The sequence below is a fragment of the Microbacterium nymphoidis genome (assembly GCF_021044885.1).
GTDB lineage: Bacteria > Actinomycetota > Actinomycetes > Actinomycetales > Microbacteriaceae > Microbacterium > Microbacterium nymphoidis.
Genome location: NZ_JAJNOD010000001.1, coordinates 1,824,722 through 1,846,718, shown reverse-complemented (window position 1 = coordinate 1,846,718; position 21,997 = coordinate 1,824,722). Strand labels below are relative to the sequence as shown.

The window sequence follows — 21,997 nt, the reverse complement described above, 5'->3', positions numbered from 1 at the left end:
CCGTTTGCGCACGATGAATGGACATCGTATCGATTCGATTCAGGGTTGACGATGTCGGCCGCGGAGTGGTTGAGTAGACGCAATCGGCGTTGATTTGCAATCCGAATCTACTGGGACAGCGCCGTCGACGAGAAGGAACATTGTGACCACGGATCTGAAGGTCGGCGTGATCGGCCTGGGCTGGGCGGGCCAGCAGCACTTGGACGCGTACAGCACCATCGACGGTGTCGAGATCATCGCTGTGGCGGCGATGGAGCAGGATCTGCTTGCCGCCGCCGCGGAGAAGTACGCGGTGGCGAACACGTTCGCCCGCTGGGAGGACCTGCTCGAGCTCGAGGGGCTGGATGCCATCAGCGTGGCCGTGCCCAACTTCCTGCACGCGCCCATCGCCATCGCCGCGCTGGAGCGGGGAATCCACGTGCTGAGCGAGAAGCCGATCGCGCGCAACGGTGACGAGGGTCAGCAGATGGTCGACGCGGCCCGCGCCGCGGGCCGCGTGCTCGACGTGGCGTTCAACCACCGTCGCCGCGGCGACATCCAGGCGCTGAAGGGCGCCATCGACCGCGGTGAAGTGGGACGGCCGTACTTCGCGAAGGCGGCCTGGCTGCGCCGGCAGGGCATTCCGATGCTGGGCAGCTGGTTCACCAACCCCGCACTCGCGGGCGGCGGCCCGCTCGCCGACATCGGCGTGCACGTGCTCGACTACGCGCTGGACCTGCTCGGCGAGCCGGAGGTGCTGGCCGTGTCGGCGAGCACCTACTCCGAACTCGGTCCGCGCGGCCTCGGCGGCAACGCGCAGTACAGCGCCGCGGCCACCGACCATGCGTTCGGAGTCGAGGACTTCGCCACGGCGTTCCTGCGTCTCGAAGGTGGCGCCACCCTTCTCATCGAGGCGGGCTGGGCCAGCTACCGCAACCCGGACGACGAGATGAACTTCCTCGTGTACGGCACCGACGGGGGCGCCGAGCTGCGCGTGGCGGGGGACCCGGGCGAGCTGCGCATCTTCCGCGACAACGGCGCCGAGAACGCCGACTACTCGCCCGAGGTGGGGGAGAGTGGCATGCACCTGGGCGTGGTGATCGACTTCGTCGCCGCGGTCCGCGCCGGGGAGGAGGAGTGGAAGCGTCACGACGGTTCGCTCGCCCTGAAGCGCACGCGGGTGATCGATGCCTGCTACGCATCGGCTCGCGAGGGCCGGGAGGTGCAGCTGTGACCCGCACGGAGAAGCTGAACATCCTGGTCTGGAACGAGGGTGTGCACGAGGCGCGCAATGAGCCGGCCACGATGGCGGAGATGTACCCCGAGGGGATGCACGGCGCGATCGCTGCGGGTCTGCGCGCCCACTACCCGAACGCCGACATCTCCACCGCCACGCTCGTCGACCCGGAGCACGGTCTCTCGGAGGAGACGCTCGCGCGCACCGACGTGCTGCTGTGGTGGGGGCACATCGCCCACGACGAGGTCAGCGACGAGATCGTCGAGCGTGTGCAGCGGCACGTGCTCGGCGGCATGGGGCTGATCGTGCTGCACTCCGGCCACTTCTCGAAGATCTTCATCCGCCTGCTCGGAACCACCTGCTCGCTGAAGTGGCGCAACGAGGGCGAACGCGAGCTGGTGTGGACCGTGAAGCCCTCGCACCCCATCGCCGCGGGGGTCGAGAGCCCGCTGATCATCCCCGAGCAGGAGATGTACGGTGAGCTGTTCGACATCCCCGACCCCGACGACCTGATCTTCATCAGCTCGTTCACCGGGGGTGAGGTGTTCCGCTCTGGTGTGACGTTCACGCGTGGCAAGGGGCGGATCTTCTATTTCAGCCCGGGCGACCAGGAGTATCCGGTCTACCACCAGCCCCAGATCCATCAGGTGCTCGCCAACGGCGTCGGCTGGGCCGCCCAGCCGGCTCTGCACCGCGCCGAGCCGAGCGTCGCCAATGCGGCGCGCGACTGGTACGTCTGAGTCTTCGCTCTCCCGAGGACGAGGGAATGCCGCCGCAACGGGGTCGAAACAGGCGTTTCGTCGCCGTTCGGCGGCGTTTCCTTTCCGGCGCTGTGCCGGCGCGGTGTCAGCCCAGGGCCAGCGGAAGCACCGCGCACGCGACCACGAGCGGGCCGGCCAGGCAGCCGAGGAGGATGTAGCGGTGCCACGGGACGGCCACGCCGAGACTGCTGAGACGCGAATGCCACAGCAGCGTCGCCAGCGATGCCCACGGTGTGATCAGCGGGCCCGCGCCCACCCCGATGAGCAAGGCGGCCAGGCGGGCAGGTGAGCCCGCCGTGGCCTCCAGAGCCAGGTACGCGGGCAGATTGTTCACCAGATTCGCGCTGAGCATACCCACTCCCGCGACCTGCCAGAGCGAGAGCAGATCGTCCCCGCTGCCGACGACGGAGGCCAGGAGTGCGGCTGATCCCAGCTGCTCCAGCACGGCCACCGCGAGGAACAGTCCGGATGCGAACACCACGAGCTGCCAGGGGACCAGCGTCCACCGCACCGTGCCGGGCGCTCGCCGGGTGAACACGGCGAGCATGAGCATGGCGGCGAGCGTCGCGGGCAGCCACGGCGGGAGGATGACCAGGAGGGGCATCATCACGACCAGGACCACGCTGCACAACCGCAGCAGCGTGAGATCGCTGACGGCGACCGGTCGTGCAGGGACGAACGTGCCGCGCAGCGAGCGTCGGCTGATGATCCAGAGCAGCCCGACGGTGACGAGGACCGCGACGGCCGCGGGCCAGAACATCAAGGTCACGAAGGTGCCCGCGTCGCCGCCGTCGAGCGTATGAGCCGCGAGCAGATTGGTGAGGTTGGACACCGGGAGGAACAGTGACGCGGTGTTGGCGAGCCAGACGGTGACGAAGGCGAACGGCAGCGGTCGCAGTCCGTTGGCGCGCGCCACGGAGATCACGACGGGGGTGAGCAGGACCGCAGTCGTGTCGAGCGACAGGAAAGCGGTGACCAGGACGGCAAGAGCGACCACCAGCAGCCAGAGCACGACCACGCGCGCGCGGGCCCACCGTGCCAGCCGGGAGGCCAGCGCGTCGAAGACGCCGGCGAGGGCGGCGAGCTCGGCGACGATGGTGACGGAGAGCACGAACAGCAGGACGGGCCACACCCGATCGGCGACGAGCAGGGCGTCGGCTGTGGGCAGAACTCCGGTCGCCACCGCGGTGAGTCCGGCGACGAGCAGCACGCCGCCGACGAGGGCAAGGATCACAAGGATCAATCATGAACCCCGCCGGCGTCGCCGCGAAACAATGGCCCCGCGAAGCGGGGGTGCCGCGAAACGAGGAGAATGTCGCCAACCGAGGACCAAACCACGGTTTCCGTCCTCTTTCGGCGACATTCTCCTCGTTTCGCAACGCCGAGCGTCGGGTCAGAGCACGCGTGGAAGCATCGCGGCGGCGGCCGCGACCAGGAGAGCCAGGTAGGTCCAGGCGTGGACGCGGTCGGGGATGCGCGGCGGGCGGCGCCGCAGCAGGATGATCGTCGGAATCGCTCCGAGGAGCAAGAGGGAGGCGGCGCCCGCGTCCACCGCACCGATCATCAGCATCCCGCCCGGCACGGCGGCAGCATTCGCGGTGAGGAAGACGACCGTCGCGGGGATGCTCACCGCGAGGGTCAGCGGATTCGCCAGTGCCGTGGCGACGCTCATCGCCAGCCCTGACCTGCGCAGGAGGGGAACCGTCATCACGCTGCCACCGACACCGAGGAAGGCGGCGACGGTGCCGATCGGAAACCCGAGCACATCGGGGATCGCGCGGCTTCGCCGATCCGTCGACGCGGCGGGACGCAGGAAGCCCGGTCGGACGAGCACATCGACGATGGTCACCGCCAGGTAGACGACGAACCCGACCGACGCGATGCGGGCGGGGAGGTGCAGTGCAATGGCGGCACCCGCGGCCCCACCGGCACCGAGCAGCACGAGCAGCAGCCGGCGCCCCCGCAACCGGCCGAGCACATCCCGCGGTGTTGCGAGAGTTGCGACGGCGGCGCCCGTGACCATCACCACGGCGGACGTCGCCACGGCGACGCGCCCGGCGTCTGCTCCGGCGGCGAGCTCCACCCACATGATGACCGGCACGGTGACGAACCCCCCGCCGAAGCCGAAGAGCACCGTGGTGAGACCGGTGAGAACGCCGATGAGGAGGAGAAGAAGCATCACTGAACCCAGTACACCGGGATCCGGATCGTCTGGCATTCGAATGACGGGCGGAAACATGTGAGTTCCGGCGCCTATGCTCAAGGCGTGCGTAACGTGTCGCTCTCCGTGGTCGATCACCTCCCGGTACCGGTGCTGCCAATCGCCACCGACTACCCGCCGGGACACCTGCTGGACTGGCATGAGCACCGCCGTGCGCAGTTCCTGTATGCGGCCACCGGAACCATGCTGGTGGATACCGACGACGGCGCGTGGACCGTGCCCGGCGAACGCGCCGTGCTCATCCCGCCGCGCACCCCGCATCGCGTGAGGATGCTCGACGTGCAGACGTCCAGTCTCTACATCGAGCCGTCGGCGGTTCCCTGGTGGCCGGCTTCGTGCCGGGTGGTGGGAGTCGGCCCGATGCTGCGTGAGCTTCTGCTGGCAGCCTCCGACCTCCCCGCGGGCTACGTCCCGGAGGGCCGGGACGGAGCCCTCATCGCCCTCATCCTGCATGAGCTCGCGACGCTTCCCGAGACGCCGCTGCACGTTCCGCTGCCGGTGCACGCGCCGTTCGCCGCGCTGTGCCGAGCCTTCGTCGCGGACCCCGATGCGGCGGTCACCAACGCCGTCTGGGCCCGTCGCGTCGGGATGAGCGAGCGCGCGCTCACGCGGCGCTTCGTCGCCGAGACCGGGATGAGCCCCGCCGCCTGGCGCACCCGCGCACTGCTGCTGGCCTCGATCCCGATGCTGCGTCATCGCAGTGTCTCGCAGGTGGCGGCCGATCTCGGTTACGCGTCACCTTCGGCGTTCTCGGTGGCGTTCACTCGTGAGTTCGCCGCGACTCCGTCGAGTCTGAGCGCCCGCCGCTCCTGAGGAGCGCGGGCGCTCGGGCCGTCAACGCGCTGTGGCGGCGGACTCTTCGGCGGACAGCTGCACGACGCCCGTGGTGAGGACGGGTGTCAGCACTTCGCGTACCCGACCGGTCAGCAGCACGGTGGCTGTGGCGGGCCGGTCGGCCACGGAGAATCCCGCCGACAGGACGATCTCGCCCGGCTCCACGATCCGGCTTCGAGACAGCCCCGTGAAAGCGAAGCGGTCCGCGTGCAGGGTGAATGCGACTCGTGTCCGCTCGCCCGCTGCCAGCGCGACCCGGGCGTAGCCGACCAGCTGCTGCACGGGCCGGGTCACCTGAGCGACGGGATCGGAGCTGTACAACTGCAGGACGGTCTCGCCGGCGCGATCCCCGGTGTTCGCCACCTCGACTGAAGCGACCACAGTTGCGTCCGTGGCGATCTCGGCGTGATCGGTCGAGAGGTCGCCGAGCTCGAACGTGGTGTACGACAGGCCGTGTCCGAAGGGGAAGGCGGGAGCGATCGAGAGATTGCTGATGCGATCGCCGTCCTGCCCCAGCGGTGGAGCGAGATACGTGTGGGGGAGCGCGGTCGGCTCCGCCGGGATCTGGACGGGGAGATGACCGCTGGGGTTCACGTCGCCCGAGAGCACCCGCGCCAGTGCTCCGGCGCCTTCGACGCCGGGCATGAACGTCTGCACGATGGCGGCGGCGCGACCGACGAAGCCGCCCAGCGCATAGGGGCGACCGGACAGCACCACCAGCACCACGGGAACGCCCGTCTCAAGGATCGCCTCGACGAGAACGCGCTGATCACCTGGGAGCTCGAGTGAGGGCGCATCCGACCCTTCGCCGGAAGTGCCCTTGCCAAACATCCCGGCATGATCTCCCACGACCACGATGGCGACGTTCGCTGCGCTGGCTTCGGCGACGGCGCGGGACAGCTCTTCGGGGTCGTGTGGCAACTGCAGGGGTACGCCGCGCGCCACGGTCACCTCGGTGACGGGGAAGAGCTCGCGCAGTGCATCGGGGAGGGACTGCGCGTCCAGGCCGAGGCCACGCTCCGGATGGCGGGGCAGAACGTGCACGGGGAACGAGTATGCGCCCATCAGGGCGCTCGGATCGTCCGCGCACGGCCCGATCACCGCGATGCGGGACGTCGCGCGCGACAGCGGGAGCGCACCGCCCGGGTTGTCGAGAAGAATGACGGACTTCTCCGCCAGCTCTCGTGCAATCCGCCGGTTCTCCGCGCTGTCGAGGTCGTGATCCGCGGGATCGGCGGGGGCCCATCCCTCATCCAGCAGACCGAGTTCGATCTTCTGACGCAGCACCCGACGCACAGCCGTGTCCACGTCCGCTGCTGTGCGCTGCGGGGTGGAGTCGCCCGCCGAGAGCTCCAGGAAGGCAGAGATGTCGGGGAGCTCCACATCGAGCCCCGCGCGCAGGGCCAGACGGCCGGCTTCGGCCATGGTGGCCGCCACGCCATGCTTGGATTTGAGGAAGGCGATGGCCCAGTAGTCCGAGACCACGGTGCCCTCGAAGCCCCATTCGCCGCGCAGGAGATCGGTGAGCAGCCATCGGTCCGCCGCCGCCGGAACGCGGTCGGTCTCGGTGTAGGAGTTCATCACGCTCCGGGCGCCGGCCTCACGCACCGCCATCTCGAAGGGTGGGAGCACGAGGTCGCGCAGTTCCCGTTCGCCCATCGACACCGGTGCATGATTGCGGCCGCCGCGCGAGGTGGCGTGCCCGGCGAAGTGCTTGAGCGTGGCGATGACGCCCGCGCTCTGCAGGCCCGAGACGTACGCCGCTGCGAGCGTGGCCACCACGTACGGATCCTCGCCCATGGTCTCCTCGACGCGCCCCCAGCGATAATCGGTCACCACGTCGAGCACGGGGGACAAGCCCTGATGCACGCCGACGGCCGCGAGGTCGCGCCCGATGGCGGTGGCCATCTCCGCCACGAGGTCCGGCGAGAATGTCGCGCCCCACGCGAGTGCCGTGGGGTAGACGGTGGCGCCCAGCGTGGTGAAGCCGGTGAGGCACTCCTCGTGGACGACCGCCGGGATGCCGGTGCGCGTGTTCTCGATCAGGTGGCGCTGTGACTGCTGGACCCGGATCATCCCCTCCCGTGCGCTCACCGGCGCCGTGCCGAACACGCGGGTGAGCTGGCCGATGCCGTGACGGGTGACGTGCTCGAAGGGGGACCGCCCGTCCGAGAAGACGTCCTGCATCGGGGCGATGATGTCGTCCGAGGTGCGCTGGTCAGCCCAGAATCCGCCCAGCTGGGCAACCTTCTCCTCCGGGCTCAGTGCGGCGATCACCGCGTCGAGCCTCGTCTCGATATCGACCGCGGGGTCGCGCCAGATCTCGCCTGACATGGGTTCTCTCCGTCCTTCGCTTTCACCGATCGCCCGCGATGACTTGCGCGACGGGGAAGATCGTGGATACTGATATGCAACGTTGTAAATCTATGGCGGAACAGCATCGTTCTGTCAAGGAAGATTGCGATCCCGTCGGTATCAGGCGGAGTTTTCGTGATCGACACACTCGACGTCCGTCGTCGCCGCCGCCGGCGAAGAACTCACCGTCGAGGCATCACTTCAAGGAAGAAAGTGCAATGACCGATCGAGCCCGAGGAACCGCCCTCGCATGAAGAAGCTGCTCTACAACCAGCGTCTCGCGCCCTACCTGTTCATCCTGCCGTTCCTGCTGACGTTGCTCGTCTTCTGGCTGATCCCGGTCGCACGCTCGGTGATCATGAGCTTCCAGGAGGTGCTCTACGGCGAGGCGACGTTCATCGGAACCGCCAACTATGAGCGGCTGTGGAAGGACCAGGTGTTCTGGAAGGCGATGTTCAACAGCCTTCGCTACATGGTGCTGACGCTCATCCTGCTCGTGCCGATCCCGATGATCCTCGCTGCCATCATCAATGCGAAGGTGGGCAGCAGCCGGATCAAGAACTTCTTCAAATCCTCGCTGTTCGTCCCCGCGCTCACGTCGGTCGTGGTCGCCGGCATCGTCTTCCGCCTGATGTTCGCCGAGACGGATTCCGGTCTCATGAACCAGATCGCCGACTTCTTCGGCTTCGGCCCGGTGCGCTGGCTCCGGGAAGACCTCACCGGTCTCGGCGCGCTGCTCCTGCTCGCCCTCTGGCGGTGGGCCGGTGTCAACACCATGTACTTCCTCGCCGGCATGCAGGCGATTCCGACGGAGTACTACGAGGCGGCATCGATCGACGGCGCAAGCAAGATCCAGCAATTCTTCAACGTCACCCTTCCCGGACTCAAGCCCACCATCGTCTACGTCACCACCATCAGCGTGTACGGCGGTCTGGCGATGTTCCTGGAGAGCTTCATGCTCTACGCCGGAAACAACTCCCCGAACAACCAGGGGCTCACCATCGTCGGCTACCTCTACCGCAAGGGCATCCAGGAAAACGACCTCGGCTTCGCCTCCGCCGTGGGCGTGGTGCTCCTCGTGCTGGTGCTCGCGATCAACCTCACCCAGCTCACCGCGACGGGAACGTTCAAGAAGGAGTCCACACGATGAGCCGGCCCACCCTCACCGACATCGAGACTGCCGCGATCCCCGCAACCCGGCGCCCGCCGCTGAGTCGTCGCGCCGTCGGACTCATCCAGAGTGCGTTCCTGATCGTCATCGCTCTGATCTCCCTGGTGCCGGTGTTCGCGATCTTCGTGGGCACGTTCCAGGACGGCAACGATGTGATCCGCAACGGCATCTCGTTCGCCATCGACTTCTCCGAGCTGAGCGTTGACAACTACACGATGCTCTTCACCGACTCGGGACTGTACTTCCAGTGGTTCTGGAACAGCCTGGTACTGACCATCGTGCAGGTGGTGGGAACACTGCTGGTGAGCTCGTTCGTCGCATACGGATTCGCGATGTACGAGTTCCGCGGCAAGAGCCTCGGCTTCATCCTGGTGATCATCCTGATGACCATCCCGTTCGAGATGCTCATGCTGCCGCTGTACGTGCAGGTGAACGACCTGGGCGCTGCCGACCAGTACTGGATCGTCGTGCTTCCCTTCCTGGCGCAGGCGGTCACGATCTTCTTCTTCCGTCAGTACTTCCTCGGGATACCGAAGGAGATCCTGGAGGCCGGACGCGTGGACGGAGTGTCCGAATTCGGCATCTTCTTCCGGCTGATCATCCCCATCGCGAAACCCGCTTTTGCGGCGATGGCGATTCTCAACGCCATGACGATCTGGAACAACTTCCTCTGGCCGCTGCTGGTGCTGCGCTCGCCGGAGAAGTTCGTGCTGCCGATCGGTCTCAACACGCTGCTCACGCCCTACGGCAATAACTACGAGCTGCTGATCATCGGATCGTTCTTCTCGCTGATCCCGATCCTCATCCTCTTCCTGGCATTCCAGCGGTTCTTCGTCGAAGGAATGACCGCCGGAGCCGTGAAGGGCTGAGGGCCCGCGCCATCGGCTTATCGACCCCCCCTTGCAGTACCCCCAACACACAGTCAGGAGTATCACTATGCGCATTCGACAGATCGCCACGGCGGCCGTCGTGGCCGGAGTCGCCGTCGGAGTCCTCTCCGGTTGCGGCGCCTCCGGAGGTCCCGCCGGCGGAGGCGACGATGCCGCCGCGGGTGGCGCCACGAAGCTGGACATGTGGGTGTTCGCCGAACTCCACGGCCAGGTCTACGAGGAGATGGCCGAGAAGTGGAACGAGGAGAACCCCGACAAGGCCATTGATCTCGACATCACCGTCTACCCGTACCAGGACATGCACGACAAGCTGCTGCTCGCCGTGAACTCGGGGCAGGGCCTTCCCGACCTGGCCGACATCGAGGTCGGCAAGTTCCGCAACTTCGTCAAGGGTGACAAGCCGCCGCTGGCCGATCTCACCGCGGCGGCGCAGCCCTACGTGGACGACATCGTGCAGGCCCGCCTGGACCTGTACAGCCGGGACGGAAAGATCTACGGCTACCCCACGCACGTGGGTGCGTTCGTGGCCTTCTACAACACCGAGCTGCTCGAAGCCGCGGGAATCGACTACACCACCATCAAGACCTGGGACGACTTCGCGAAGGCCGGCACCACCTACAACTCGTCGACGGGCAAGGCGTTCAGCGTGGCCAGCACGGGAGTCTTCTTCACCGAGCCGCTGGCGATCGCGCAGAACGGCGGTCAGCTGTTCACCGACGACGGCCTGGGGGATGTGGACGTCACCAGCCCCGAGGTGGTCAAGACCATGGAGATGTTCCAGGGGATGAAGGAGGCGGGCGCGCTCTCGACCATCCCCGGCGGCAGCCCCGACAACGAAGAGGCCTTCGGCGCCATCAACAAGGGCGACTTCGCGGCGATCGTGTACCCCGCCTGGTACACCTCGCGCTTCGTGGACTACATGCCCGACCTCGAGGGCAAGATCGCGATCGCCCCGGCGCCGCAGGTTCCGGGCTCCGACGTGCTCACCATCGGTGGTGGCGGGACGGGAACCGCGGTGATGGACAAGAGCGAGAACAAGGAGCTGGCGAGCGAGTTCGTGGCCTACGCGAAACTCTCCCGCGAGGCCAACGTCGCCGTGTGGGAGGTACTCGGCTTCGACCCGGTGAACATGTCCGTGTGGGAGGACGAGGCCGTCACGCACAACCCGGACAACAAGTTCAACAAGTACTTCCAGACGAACCTGTTCGACGTGCTCAACTCGGTGAAGTCCGGGATCGGTCACTTCCAGTCGTTCTCCAACCAGAACCTCCCCAAGGTGGACAACCAGTTCCGCACGGTGACGCTCAACGAGATCTACGAGACCGGCACACCGGCGAAGGAGGCGCTCGAACAGGCGCAGTCCGACCTGAAGAACGAGCTGGGTCAGTAACCAGCCACCCCGAGGTGCGGGCGGGCGACGCTTCGTCCGCCCGCACCTTCTTGACTCCCCACGAAGGAATGAACCACCTCATGCTCACCGCTTCCCTCACCGTCGACCCCGCATTCGTCGTCGGCCCCGTCCGTCGTCGCACGTTCGGCGCTTTCGTCGAGCATCTGGGTCGGTGCGTGTACACGGGCATCCACGACCCCGACCACCCCCGAGCTGACGCGGACGGGTTTCGCGAGGATGTGATCGAGCTGACGCGTGAGCTCGGGGTGTCCACGGTGCGGTACCCGGGCGGCAACTTCGTCTCGGGCTATCGCTGGGAGGACGGCACCGGCCCGGTGGCGGAACGTCCCGCGCGGCTGGATCTGGCCTGGCACTCCATGGAGCCCAACACCGTGGGCGTCGACGAGTTCATGCGCTGGGCCGCGAAGGCCGGGGTCGAGCCGATGATGGCGGTGAACCTCGGGACCCGGGGAGTTCAGGAGGCGCTGGACCTGCTGGAGTACTGCAACGTGCCGGCGGGCCCGGCGTGGGCGGAACGACGTCGCGCGAACGGCACGGCCGACCCGCACCGGATCCGGATGTGGTGCCTCGGCAACGAAATGGACGGTCCGTGGCAGGTCGGTCATAAGACGGCCGAGGAGTACGGCCGCCTGGCGGCGGAGACCGCGCGCGCCATGCGCATGATGGATCCGGGACTGGAGCTGGTGGTGTGCGGCTCTTCGGGATCGGCGATCGCGACCTTCGGTGAGTGGGAGCGCATCGTGCTGACCGAGACGTACGAGCAGGTGGACTACATCTCCGCGCACGCCTATTACTGGGAGGAGGACGGCGACCTCGCCTCCTTCCTCGCCAGTGCGGTCGACATGGACCACTTCATCGATTCGGTGACGGCGACAGCCGACGCGGTGCGCGCGGCGGGCAAGCACACGAAGACCATCAACATCTCCTTCGACGAGTGGAACGTCTGGTACCAGCACCGCGCGGAGTCGCAACCGCCCACCGGCGATGACTGGCCGGTGGCGCCCGTGCTGCTCGAAGACCGGTACAACGTCGCCGACGCGGTGGTGGTCGGCGGGCTGCTGATCTCCCTGCTGCGCCACAGTGATCGCGTGCACGCCGCGTCGCTGGCGCAGCTCGTCAACGTGATCGCGCCGATCATGACGGAGCCGGGTGGGCGGTCCTGGAAGCAGACGATCTTTCATCCCTTTGCGCTGACCTCGCGGTTCGCCCAGGGTGATGTCCTTCGCCTCGCCATCGAATCGCCCCGTATCCCCACGACCAAGTTCGGCGAGGTCGACGCCATCGACGCGGTCGCCACACACGATCCGTCGACCGGCGAGGTCGTGATCCTCGCGGTGAACCGGTCCACGACCGACGAGCTTGCGCTGGAGGCACGCCTCGGCGGATTCAGAGCGCTGCGCATCGTGGACTCACTCACGCTGTCCCATCCCGATCACACCTGGAGCGCGACCGCGGACGACGACAGCTCGGTGGCGCCACGGCCGAACACCACGACCGGGATCGCCCACGACCGCCTGCACGCCGTGCTGCCACCCGTGTCCTGGTCCGTCATCCGCCTGGCGCCGGCCGACTCCTGATCCCAGCCGAGACGCACCACTGCGGGGTCCGTTCACGGACGGGCTCCGCCGTGGTGCGTCTCGGCGTGCGGGTTCGGCGGTGCGGCGACGATAGAGTGAGAGGACGTCCGCAGACGCGTGGGGAGTGATGCGATGGAGCCGACGATGCACGACGTCGCACGTCTGGCGGGAGTGTCGATCAAGACGGTCTCGAACGTCATCAACGACTATCCGCACGTCCGTCAGCAGATGCGCGACCGCGTCCGAGCTGCGATCGCCGAGCTGGGTTATCGCCCGAATCTCTCCGCCCGTGGTCTCCGGTCCGGACGCACGGGAGTCATCGGGCTGGCTGTTCCCGCTCTGAGCGAGAACTACTTCGCTGAGCTCGCAGACGCGGTCATCCGGGCCGCGGACACCCATGGTCTGGGCGTCGTGGTGGAGCAGACCAGCGGCGATCGGGAGCGCGAGCTCCAGGTGATCAGCGGAGGCCGGCTCCGTCTGACCGATGGTCTCCTCTTCAGCCCGTACGCGCTCGGTCAGGCCGATGCGGAAGCCCTCAACACCGGCTTTCCGCTGGTCCTGCTCGGAGAGCGCATCTTCGGTGGACCGACGGACCACGTCACCATGAACAACGTCGCCTCCGCGCGGGCAGCCGTCGAGCATCTGCTGGAGATCGGGCGTCGACGAATCGCGATCATCGGAGCCGAGGCCGATCCCACCATCGACACCAGCTCGGCGACCCTGCGTGTCGCGGGGTACGAGGAGGCGCTGGCCGCGGCGGGTGTCGAGCTCGATCCCCGCCTCGTGCGCATGGCTCCGCACTGGAACCGGACCGCCGGCGTGCTGGCGGTCCGTGAGCTGATCGCATCGGGCGTGCCCTTTGACGCCGTGTTCGCCCTCAACGACGCTCTGGGGCTCGGCACGTTGCGGGCGCTCGGCGAGGCGGGGCTCCGCGTCCCCGAGGATGTGGCGGTCATCGGGTTCGACAACATCGACGAAGGGCGCTTCTCCATGCCCTCGATGTCCAGCGTCGACGCCGGGAGCAAGCAGATCGCACGCGACGCCGTCGCCCTCCTCATCGAACGGATCGAGGAGAAGGGCGATCGGCGTCCGCCACGCACGGTGCAACCGGGCTTTGAGATCGTGCGGCGGGAGTCCACCGGCTTCCCCGGTCCCGCGACCGACGCCGTGCCCACGATCTAGGCCGGAATGGCCTCCCGCTCGGAATTGCGCGCTGCGGCCACGGCCGCGTCGATGGCGGCCTGCACACGCGCGGCCGAGCGCTTTCGCTGCCGACGGATGAGCCACCATGCCAGCACGGTGAGCAGCAGGACCCCGAGATGGATCCACGGCGGGGTCCACACCGTGACGGCGGTGGTGCTCGTGCGCAGGGCGACGTCGATCTCATCGGAGCCGACCGGCTGCGGCTGCAACGTGATCTCCCCGAAGCCGAGCAGCAGCGGCCAGACCGGTAGCGACGCCTCGGCGTGCGCCGTCTGCCCGGGGAGGATCTCCCGCCCCGTGGCGATATCGGCACGGACGGGAAGCATCCCGAACGGACCCGTCAGTGTGACGGTGCTGGAGGCCGCGAGGCGTACGTTGCCGCGATTGGCGATGTCGAAGGAGAGGGCGACCGCGCCGGGAGCGAGCGGGTTCGCGGAGGGACGGTACTGCACGTCCACATCCTTCGCCGCCAGCGATGCCACGACCTCACCGCTGACACGGAGGTGAAGGCGCACGCCCACGCGCGTCGACAGGTGAACCTGGGTCTGGGCGTCCGCCAGCAACTCGGCCACGATTCCGGCCGGATGATCGCCCGGCGCGGCATCGGAGGGGACCGCGATGCGGATCGGGATGATGATCGAGGCGCCCCCGGCGACATCGATCGTGAACCCGCCGCCGTCGCGCGGCTGCGCCGCAGCGACATCGCCGAACGCCACCCAGGAGCCGCCGTCGGTCGGGGCCTGGTCGCTCGGGAGCAGATCGAAGCTGCCGCGGTCGGTGACCACGCCGTCGCTCGCATACACCGCGAAGCGCGCCGCGTCGGCGCCGTGGTTGGTGAGGGCGAGGTGCTCGTCGACCGTCGCACCGGGGTCGACGTGCTGGCGGAGCGATACCCGGCCGTCGGCCGCTTCGGACGAGGCGGGTTGCAGAGACCAGGTGGTGCCCGCGGGCGGGTCGGCAGCCGCATCGTCTGCGGTTGCGGGGCCGGCCCCGAGGAGCACCCCGAGGCCGACGAGAAGGACGGTGATCGCGGTGGCGATACGTGTGGACATGGGAACTCCCCGGCGCGGCCGATCGGTGTGGGGACCGATCGGCCGCGCGTTGTCGGGTTCGCGGTCAGTCGACCGGGAACAGGGAAACGGACAGGACGCTGGTGTACTGGCCCGGCTGAACGTCGACCGGGACCTCCAGCCTCAGCTCGGCGTCGAGCTTGGCCTGTCCGAAGCGCCCCGCGGCGTTGGCGCTGGCGAGTTCACCCGGTGTCGCCAGGCCGAGCCCGCCGTCGAGCACCGAGGCGACTGGCGCTCCGGCGGTCACACCGTCACGCGGCGTGAGCACCCGAGGTGTCCACCCGAGGTGGCCCGCGTCGATCGTCCGACCGGCTGACGTGAACGCCCGCGCCTGTGCGGCAACGGTCCATCCGCCGAGACCCGCCTGCTGCGCGGTCCGCGAGTCCGTCACCTCGACTTCGGGCAGCGCTCCGGTCAGGCGCAGGCGATCACCGGCGTTCTGAGGCGCCGACAGTGCCACGCCGTCGCCGAAGTCGGCCACGGTGAGCGCGAGCACGCCGTTCTCGCCCTCGGCGATGGACGCCGTCACGGGGATCCCGGAGCTGGTGTCCGCCGTGAAGAGCTTCGGCAGGTAGTCGATCAGCGCCTTCTGCCAGACATCCCAGCTGTGGGGGCCGGGGATCGGCGGGTTGAACTCATGCGCGATGCCCCGCGACTCCAGGGCATCCACCAGGGTGAGGGTGTTCTGATAGGTGAAGTCCTGCATGTCGCCGGTGTAGATCGACAGCAGCTTCGTGCCGGCATTGATCGCCGCTACGTCGGCGTTCGCCGGTGGGGCGCTGAAGGCGGAGAAGCCTGCGATGTAGGCGAACTGACCCGGCTTCGCCCACAGGGTGCCGAGCGCGTGCCCCGAGCCCATGGAGAGTCCCGCGATGCCCCGTCGCTCCGGGTCGGAGCTCACGTTGTACCCGGCGAGTGAAGCGGGGACGATCGCGTCGGTGATCTCCCGCGGGAAGTCCACTCCGTTGCCGTTCGCCATCACCACGACCATGGGCACGATGTTGCCGAGCGCGTAGTGGTTGTCCAGGATCTGGGCCGCGCGGCCCACCTGGATCCAGTCGCTCCACGTCTGCCCGCCGCCATGCTGCAGGTACAGCACCGGGTAGGCCTCGGCGCGGTCGGGGTCGTAGCCCGGAGGCGTCCAGACGTACGCGGAACGGCTCTCGGCGTTCGCGGTGCTGGTGTAGCTCATCGTCGTCACCTCGCCACGCAGCTCGGGAGCCACGTCCCGTGTGAACTGCGCGCGCAGCGTGTCGCCGTCGACGTAGAAGGTGCTCCAGTTCGGCTCGGAGTTGACCACCGTGGGGTTGCCGGTGTCCTTGCGGTCCACGCGGTCGCCGGTGAGGCGGTAGTAGTACGAGCCACCCTCCAGGCCGGCCACCGTGAGCCGCCAGCGGTCACCGTCGCGGACCATCGGGATGCGCAACCAGCCGCCGGCCGGTCCCCAGTTCGCCCACACGTTCACGTTCTTCGCGGTGGCGAACTCCGCGGTCTCGAACGTGACCACGCCGTTCTCCTCGATCCACGGGGTGGGGGTGGTGCCGGGGGCAGGCAGCGAATGAGCCTCCGTCAGCGCGCTGTGGCCCTCACTCATGCCGTGCTCGTCCACCGGTGTGAACACGCGCGACGCGAAGTCGTGCAGGGCACGCTGCCAGGTCTCCCAGACATCACCCGAGGCTGGGTCGGAACCGTCCGATTCATACTCGACCCCCGCGGCGTCGAGCTTCGCTGCCAGCGCGACGTTCTGGTTGTACGAGCGGTCGGTGACGTTTCCGACGTACAGACGCAGCAGATCGGTGCCCTCGTTGATGAGCGCTGCGCGGGAGGCGCTGATGCTGCTCAGGAGACTCCCGGAGAAGGACCCGACCTTCGAGAAGGTGCCCGGATCGGTCACCATCAGGCTCAGCGCCTGCGTGGCGCCGCGTCCGATGCCTGCGATGGCCCGGTCGGCGGCATCGGTGGATGCGTTGAACTCGTCCTGCACGGCCGGGACCAGGCTGTCGAGGATCTCGGTGCGCACATCCGACGACGTCCCGTCGGCCATCACGACGATCATCGGCTCCGCCTGCTGCTCCACGGTGAGGTTGTCCAGGATCTGGGCGGCACGCCCCACCTCGGTCCACTCGCTGTACGCCTGGCCGCTGTCCTGCAGCAGGTACAGCACCGGATACGGCTCGGCGCGACCGGGATCGTAGCTCGGCGGCGTCCACACCTGCGCGGACCGCTCCCCGTCCTGCACCACGCTGTCGTAGGTGAATGTGGTCAGTTCACCGCCGGCGGGGACGTCTGCCTGCCAGGCCGCCGATGCACCCTCGACGAAGAACGTGCTCCAGGTCGGCTGTGCGGTCACGGTCTGCGCGGTGTCGGGGTTGCGGAATCCGACTTCGGTCTCGCTTCCCGCGATAGTCGCCTCGTACTGGAAGTAGTACTGGCCGGGCGCGAGCGGGCCGATGTTGGCCACCCAGTTGTTGCCGCTGCGATCCAGGTTCAGCAGTGACATCTCGTGGCCGGGTCCGAAGTTCCCCTCCACTCTCACGGTGGCGGGGGTGGTGCCCACGGCGGCGAGAACCGCGCTGTGGGGGACGGTGAAACGGTGCACCCCGTCCGCGGGCTGCGAGATCCACGGATCGCTGCTGCCGTCGGTGTCAGCGAGTGCGGGCTGGGCGACGAGTAGCGCGCCGCAGCTCACCGCCGCGACGGTGAGCGCGGCTGCGATTCGTCGCCTCCGGTTCGCGGTGTCTCTGCGAGTTTTCATCAACGTTGATTCCTCTCGTTCCTCATGAATTTACAACGTAGTAAATTCGGCACTCACAGAATGGCGGCGTCCCGCGCCGGTGTCAAGGGTCGCGAAGGCCCTGGAGGAAAACGAAGGACAGGGGATCCCGCCCGAGGGTGGCGGGATCCCCTGTCCTGCTGCGGGTGTCAGCCGTTGATCACCTGCGGTACCGCCACGGATTTCAGGCCCTCCACGCCGAACTCCAGGCCGTACCCCGACTGCTTCACCCCGCCGAACGGGATGAGCGGGTGAACCCCGCCGTGCGAGTTGATCCAGACCGTTCCGGCTTGCAGCCGGCTCGCGATCTCCCGCGCCCGATCCCGGTCGGCAGTCCACACCGATGCGCCGAGGCCCACCGACACCCCGTTCGCGAGGGCGATGGCCTCCTCCACATCGCGATAGCGGACGATCGGCAGTGCCGGGCCGAACTGCTCCTCCAGCACCAGCGGGTTCTCGGGTGCGATGTCGGCGACCAGTGTGGTCGGGTAGAAGTTCCCGGGTGCCTGCCGGTCGGGATCCCCGCCCATCACGATGCGTGCTCCGCTGTCACGTGCGGCCTCGACGAGGCGGTCGACCACCGACCACTGCATCCGGTTCTGCAGTGGCCCGAGAACGTTGGCCTCATCGGTTCCCACACCCATCGGCATGCCCGCGGCCACCTCGTGGAGGGCTTCCACCACGGCGTCGTAGACGTCGTCGTGGACGTAGAGCCGTTTCAGGGCGGCGCACGTCTGACCGGTGTTGATGAACGCGCCCCAGAACAGGTCCTCGGCGATGGCTCGTGGGTCGACGTCGGGCAGTACGATGCCCGCATCATTTCCCCCGAGTTCCAGGGTGAGCCGGGTCAGGTTCGGCGCGGACGCCGCCACGATGCGCTGCCCCGTCGCCGTGGATCCGGTGAACATGATCTTGCCGAAGGCGGGGTCCGCCACCAGTGCGGCACCAACCGCGCCGTCGCCGGTGATCATCGTCAGGACGCCGTCCGGGAGCACCTCGTTCATGACCGCGGCCAGCGCGAGTCCGCTGAGCGTGGTGTACTCCGACGGCTTGGCGACCACCGCATTGCCCATCCGCAGCGCGGGCGCGATCTGCCAGATGGCGATCATCATCGGCCAGTTCCAGGGTGTGATCGCTCCGACGAGGCCGATCGGCCGGTAATGCAGTTCCGCGTATGTCTCTCCGTCGTCCACGACCGTCTCCACCGGCAGCGGCGTCGCAGCGGTGGCACGCAGCCAGGCCACGCACGCGCCCACCTCGAAGCGGGCGTTCGGTCCGTTCAGCGGCTTCCCCTGCTCGCGGGAGAGCAGGAGGGCCAGCGCTTCGGCCGACTCCTCGACCGCATCCGCTACTCGTGACAGCGTGGCGCATCGGTCGTCGTCGGACAGTGCTGCCCACGCCGGCTGAGCGCGGCGCGCGCGCTCGATCGCCGGTGCCAGCTGGGAGGCATCGCCGGCGGGAGCGCGGCCGATCACCTCGCCCGTGGCGGGATCGAGAACCTCGCGCGCGGGGTGGTGGGCCGAGGCGACGGCATCAAGCAGGTCGTCATAGGTGTGCATGGCTGGTGTCCTCCGTGTGGTGGTCGATCGCGGTCGTGCGCGTGCTGCTGGGCGAGCAGCCGAATTCCGCACGGTAGACGCGGCTGAAGTGGGCGGGGTCGGTGAAGCCCCAGTCGGTGGCGATGCTCATCACCGAGCGGTGTGCCAGCGCGGGGTCGGCGAGACGCACACGACACTGCTCGAGACGGCGTCGGCGCACCCACGTGCTCACCTTCCGCCCGTTCTCCTGGAAGAGGGCGTGCAGCAGGCGGGGCGAGATGAAGTGCGCCGCGGCGATGTGCGCGGGATCCAGATCGCTCTCGCGCAGGTGCTCCTCGATGTAGAGCAGCACCTCCTCGAACAGCTGCCGGCGGGGATCCGCCGCGGCGGGAGCGTGGGCGAGTTCCTGTGAGAGCAGGGCGACGATGAGCTCGACCGTGCTGCGGGCGAGGCGCGAGCCGACCGGACCCGTAATGGTCCCGGGGTCTGCGGCGAGGGAGCGAAGGAAGCCGGTCACCAGCGAAGCAGCGCCGCCCGCTCGGTGCAGCGGCGCTGCCGTGAGGTGGGACACGGCATCCAGCGGCAGTTCGATGCGATCGGCAGGGATCATCACCACGAAGTTGCGGAACGGGCCGTCGAAGGCCAGCGAGTATGGCCGCGAGGTGTCGTAGATGCTCAGCGAACCCGGCTCGAGAAGAGTCTCACGACCGTCCTGCACCAGGATTCCGCGCCCGTTCAGCTGCATCCCGACCTTGACGCAGTGCCGTTGCTGCGCGGCGATGAGGGCGGGTGTGCGCTCCACCTGGTGCGCTGTCGCCTCCACGAGCGAGAGGTGGACGCCATCGCGCTCGGCATGACGGATACGGCCCGCGAACGGGTCGGGGTGGTCGGAGGTGACCTGCAGCGGGACGAAGGAGTCGTTCACCGCGGTGCGGAACTGGGAGAAGTCCAGCAGAGGCTCCCGGACTGTCGTGGTCACGGGATCAACGCCTCAGGTCGGCCAGCAGTCGCCGGGCTGTGGTGATGCCGGTCTCGATGGCGCCGTCCACCACCACGCCGTTCCATCCCGACGCCCAGTCGGCTCCGGCGAATCGCAGCCGCGTGCTGGTGTCCCGGAACAGGCTCCAGCCATGGAGGAACTGCCCCGATCGGGGCGTTGCCCAGGTCTGTCCGGACCAGGGGTCGGCCACCCAGTCATGACCGGTCGTCTCGATCACCTCCAGATCGGGACGCCAGGCGCGGATGATCTCCTGCACGCTCTGTGGGTCGTGCAGGTCGATGCGCGAGTGGTCCGGCCCGAATCCCACGAGGATCGTGGTGTCGTCGTCGAGAAAGTACTCGCTGCGGATCAGGGCCAGGGGGTGTCCGGTGGGTGCGTAGGCGATCAGGGAGTGATGGCCGCGGACCTTGATCCAGATCTTGAAACCCGTGGAGTTGAACCCGGCGTCGATCACCGCACGTGCCTCCGCGGGAAGCTCCGGCACGAACGCGATGCGGTCCAGCGCTCCCAGCGGTGCCGTGACGATCACGGCGTCGGAGTCCACGACCGTGCCGTCGGCGAGGGTGACGGCGGCGCCGGATTCGGTGTGAGCCACGGCGGTGACGGCGGTGTTCAGCGTGATCGGGGCGCGGAGGTCGGCGGCGATGGCCTCGTAGATGCCGCGCATGCCGCCCACCAGCTTGTACCGCAGGGTCTGCTCGTCCAGCAGGGAGAGCCGGTGATCGCTGAGAGCTGCCCAGTGCTTGGCCATTAGCGGGGACGCGCTCGCGGTGTGGCCGTTGTACCCGGCCGACCAGTACGCATCAGCCAGGTCGATCTCCTCCTGGCTGAAGTCGCCGTCGCGGAGCGCGTCGAGCACGCCGCCCTCATCGGCGGCGCGGAAGCGATCGATCAGGTCCGCATCGGCGCTGTCGAGGATGTGCAGCGGGTCGTGCGGGAAGGGGAAGAACTCGCGGGAGCCGGCGAAGATCTCCGTCTGAGGGCGTTCGAGCTTCGCGTCCAGTTCGGCCTCCGTGCCGGAGTGCACCTGACCGGCGCTGATCCAGTAGGCGGTGTCGGCCACGGGGCTCGGGTGGATCGAGCGGTCGTAGCGCGCGATCTCCGTCCAGATGAACGGCTGCATCCAGTGCACCCAGGTGGCGCCCATCTCCAGCGCGTGTCCCAGGCGTTCGTCCGTCCAGGCCCTGCCGCCGATGCGATCGCGAGCCTCGAAGATCGAGACGTCGACGCCGTTCGCCTCCAGTTCGCGCGCGGCGACCAGACCGGAGAAGCCGGCGCCGACGATGGTGACGTGAGGGGAGCGCATCGAGTGCATGGAAAACCGCCTTTGGTTCGTTCTCAGTGGAGCCGAGACTAGGACTATCCAAATGGATAGTCAAGCGATTTCCGCGGGCGTTCGACGGCCTCTGACGGTGTCAGCTGGTGCGCGCGACCTCCGCGATCAGGCGTCTGATGCGTGCGAGAGCCCGCTCGATGTCCGCACTCTCGCCGAGCACCAGCTCCTTGAGCACCATGCCGTCCAGGGCGAACCAGATCGCGGCGATCAGATCGTCGTCGTGAATGCCGAGCTCGTGCATCCGCTCGGTGGTCGCGCGCCGGTACGCCTCGTAGTAGCGCGTGACGTGCTCGCGCAGCTCGGGGCGCCGGCGCGATTCGAGGAGCAGTTCGTACTGGAACGCCTCGACGCTCATGTCCCGGCCGGTGGCCGACTCGATGCCGGAGGCGAACTCCGCCGCCGTCATCGAGGGCGTGCGCATGCTGGTCTCACGCAGGCTCTCCTCCACCGCGTACTCCAGGGCCGCCGTGATGAGCTGGTCACGGGAGCCGAAATGGTGGCGGACCAGGCCGTGGGAGACCCCCGCATGGGCGGCGACGGCGCGATAGGTGAGTGCTCGCAGCCCCTGATCGGCGACGACCGCGATGGTCGAGCGCAGCAGGGCTTCACGTCCAGGAGAATTGACCACGACATCACCCTAC

Annotated in this window: 17 protein-coding genes; 8 read left to right on the top strand and 9 right to left on the bottom strand. The window is 68.1% G+C overall.

The annotated features are described in order from the left end of the window. The first annotated feature begins 142 nt into the window (after window positions 1-142). The gene (locus LQ566_RS08560; protein ID WP_231091194.1) at window positions 143-1,213 is read left to right on the top strand and encodes a Gfo/Idh/MocA family protein; all 1,071 of its coding nucleotides are present in this window, start codon (window positions 143-145) and stop codon (window positions 1,211-1,213) included. Then, window positions 1,210-1,956, top strand: coding sequence for a ThuA domain-containing protein (locus tag LQ566_RS08555; protein WP_231091193.1), 747 nt, complete (start codon window positions 1,210-1,212; stop codon window positions 1,954-1,956). The genes LQ566_RS08560 and LQ566_RS08555 overlap by 4 nt, the downstream gene beginning before the upstream one ends. A 106-nt stretch (window positions 1,957-2,062) precedes the next feature. On the opposite strand, the gene LQ566_RS08550 is transcribed toward LQ566_RS08555, so the two are convergent. Both LQ566_RS08550 and LQ566_RS08545 read right to left on the bottom strand, forming a co-directional pair. Further along, on the bottom strand, window positions 2,063-3,211 hold the full coding sequence (locus tag LQ566_RS08550; RefSeq protein ID WP_372459794.1) for an SLC13 family permease: 1,149 nt from the start codon (window positions 3,209-3,211) through the stop codon (window positions 2,063-2,065). Window positions 3,212-3,370: 159 nt separating this feature from the next. Further along, window positions 3,371-4,156 carry a sulfite exporter TauE/SafE family protein gene (locus tag LQ566_RS08545; protein ID WP_231091191.1) on the bottom strand — a complete coding sequence of 262 codons (786 nt, stop codon included), beginning with the start codon at window positions 4,154-4,156 and terminating at the stop codon, window positions 3,371-3,373. 87 nt (window positions 4,157-4,243) lie between these two features. Between LQ566_RS08545 and LQ566_RS08540 the strand changes: the two genes are divergently transcribed. Further along, window positions 4,244-5,011: an AraC family transcriptional regulator gene (locus LQ566_RS08540; protein WP_231091190.1), complete on the top strand. Its 768-nt coding sequence runs from the start codon at window positions 4,244-4,246 to the stop codon at window positions 5,009-5,011. A 21-nt stretch (window positions 5,012-5,032) separates the two neighbouring features. Here LQ566_RS08540 and LQ566_RS08535 read toward each other — a convergent pair whose 3' ends face one another. Further along, the gene (locus LQ566_RS08535; protein ID WP_231091189.1) at window positions 5,033-7,366 is read right to left on the bottom strand and encodes a glycoside hydrolase family 3 N-terminal domain-containing protein; all 2,334 of its coding nucleotides are present in this window, start codon (window positions 7,364-7,366) and stop codon (window positions 5,033-5,035) included. Between the two features lie 271 nt (window positions 7,367-7,637). Between LQ566_RS08535 and LQ566_RS08530 the strand changes: the two genes are divergently transcribed. The 5 genes from LQ566_RS08530 (at window position 7,638) to LQ566_RS08510 (ending at window position 13,618) form a co-directional block, all read left to right on the top strand. After that, window positions 7,638-8,537 carry a carbohydrate ABC transporter permease gene (locus tag LQ566_RS08530; protein WP_231091188.1) on the top strand — a complete coding sequence of 300 codons (900 nt, stop codon included), beginning with the start codon at window positions 7,638-7,640 and terminating at the stop codon, window positions 8,535-8,537. Beyond that, window positions 8,534-9,427, top strand: a complete 894-nt coding sequence (locus LQ566_RS08525; protein ID WP_231091187.1) for a carbohydrate ABC transporter permease — start codon at window positions 8,534-8,536, stop codon at window positions 9,425-9,427. The genes LQ566_RS08530 and LQ566_RS08525 overlap by 4 nt, the downstream gene beginning before the upstream one ends. A gap of 67 nt (window positions 9,428-9,494) precedes the next feature. Further along, a complete protein-coding gene (locus tag LQ566_RS08520) occupies window positions 9,495-10,838 on the top strand; it encodes an ABC transporter substrate-binding protein (protein ID WP_231091186.1) in 1,344 nt (447 codons plus the stop codon). A gap of 80 nt (window positions 10,839-10,918) precedes the next feature. After that, window positions 10,919-12,436, top strand: a complete 1,518-nt coding sequence (arfA, locus tag LQ566_RS08515; protein ID WP_231091185.1) for an arabinosylfuranosidase ArfA — start codon at window positions 10,919-10,921, stop codon at window positions 12,434-12,436. A 132-nt stretch (window positions 12,437-12,568) separates the two neighbouring features. Further along, a complete protein-coding gene (locus tag LQ566_RS08510; protein WP_372459782.1) occupies window positions 12,569-13,618 on the top strand; it encodes a LacI family DNA-binding transcriptional regulator in 1,050 nt (349 codons plus the stop codon). Here the strand turns inward: LQ566_RS08510 and LQ566_RS08505 are convergent. The 6 genes from LQ566_RS08505 to LQ566_RS08480 form a co-directional block, all read right to left on the bottom strand. Beyond that, entirely contained in the window at window positions 13,615-14,691 is a 1,077-nt protein-coding gene (locus tag LQ566_RS08505; protein ID WP_231091183.1) for a COG1470 family protein, read from the bottom strand. The two genes, LQ566_RS08510 and LQ566_RS08505, sit on opposite strands and share 4 nt — an antisense overlap. 64 nt (window positions 14,692-14,755) lie before the next feature. After that, on the bottom strand, window positions 14,756-17,464 hold the full coding sequence (locus LQ566_RS08500; protein WP_231091182.1) for an alpha/beta hydrolase: 2,709 nt from the start codon (window positions 17,462-17,464) through the stop codon (window positions 14,756-14,758). Between the two features lie 167 nt (window positions 17,465-17,631). Continuing rightward, window positions 17,632-19,041 carry an aldehyde dehydrogenase family protein gene (locus tag LQ566_RS08495; protein ID WP_231091181.1) on the bottom strand — a complete coding sequence of 470 codons (1,410 nt, stop codon included), beginning with the start codon at window positions 19,039-19,041 and terminating at the stop codon, window positions 17,632-17,634. After that, a complete protein-coding gene (locus LQ566_RS08490) occupies window positions 19,028-19,999 on the bottom strand; it encodes an AraC-like ligand-binding domain-containing protein (protein ID WP_231091180.1) in 972 nt (323 codons plus the stop codon). Before LQ566_RS08490 ends, LQ566_RS08495 begins: the two co-directional genes overlap by 14 nt. Before the next feature lie 4 nt (window positions 20,000-20,003). Beyond that, window positions 20,004-21,326, bottom strand: a complete 1,323-nt coding sequence (locus LQ566_RS08485; RefSeq protein ID WP_231091179.1) for an NAD(P)/FAD-dependent oxidoreductase — start codon at window positions 21,324-21,326, stop codon at window positions 20,004-20,006. A 109-nt stretch (window positions 21,327-21,435) separates the two neighbouring features. Continuing rightward, window positions 21,436-21,984: a TetR/AcrR family transcriptional regulator gene (locus tag LQ566_RS08480; protein ID WP_231091178.1), complete on the bottom strand. Its 549-nt coding sequence runs from the start codon at window positions 21,982-21,984 to the stop codon at window positions 21,436-21,438. Window positions 21,985-21,997 lie beyond the last annotated feature (13 nt).

Excerpts from the sequence above, each read along its gene's own strand:
- LQ566_RS08545 (WP_231091191.1), bottom strand. The coding sequence starts at position 4,156 with ATGCTTCTTCTCCTCCTCATCGGCGTTCTCACCGGTCTCACCACGGTG.
- LQ566_RS08505 (WP_231091183.1), bottom strand. The coding sequence starts at position 14,691 with ATGTCCACACGTATCGCCACCGCGATCACCGTCCTTCTCGTCGGCCTC.
- LQ566_RS08525 (WP_231091187.1), top strand. The coding sequence starts at position 8,534 with ATGAGCCGGCCCACCCTCACCGACATCGAGACTGCCGCGATCCCCGCA.
- LQ566_RS08535 (WP_231091189.1), bottom strand. The coding sequence starts at position 7,366 with ATGTCAGGCGAGATCTGGCGCGACCCCGCGGTCGATATCGAGACGAGG.
- LQ566_RS08485 (WP_231091179.1), bottom strand. The coding sequence starts at position 21,326 with ATGCGCTCCCCTCACGTCACCATCGTCGGCGCCGGCTTCTCCGGTCTG.
- LQ566_RS08530 (WP_231091188.1), top strand. The coding sequence starts at position 7,638 with ATGAAGAAGCTGCTCTACAACCAGCGTCTCGCGCCCTACCTGTTCATC.
- arfA (WP_231091185.1), top strand. The coding sequence starts at position 10,919 with ATGCTCACCGCTTCCCTCACCGTCGACCCCGCATTCGTCGTCGGCCCC.
- LQ566_RS08510 (WP_372459782.1), top strand. The coding sequence starts at position 12,569 with ATGGAGCCGACGATGCACGACGTCGCACGTCTGGCGGGAGTGTCGATC.
- LQ566_RS08500 (WP_231091182.1), bottom strand. The coding sequence starts at position 17,464 with ATGAAAACTCGCAGAGACACCGCGAACCGGAGGCGACGAATCGCAGCC.
- LQ566_RS08520 (WP_231091186.1), top strand. The coding sequence starts at position 9,495 with ATGCGCATTCGACAGATCGCCACGGCGGCCGTCGTGGCCGGAGTCGCC.
- LQ566_RS08495 (WP_231091181.1), bottom strand. The coding sequence starts at position 19,041 with ATGCACACCTATGACGACCTGCTTGATGCCGTCGCCTCGGCCCACCAC.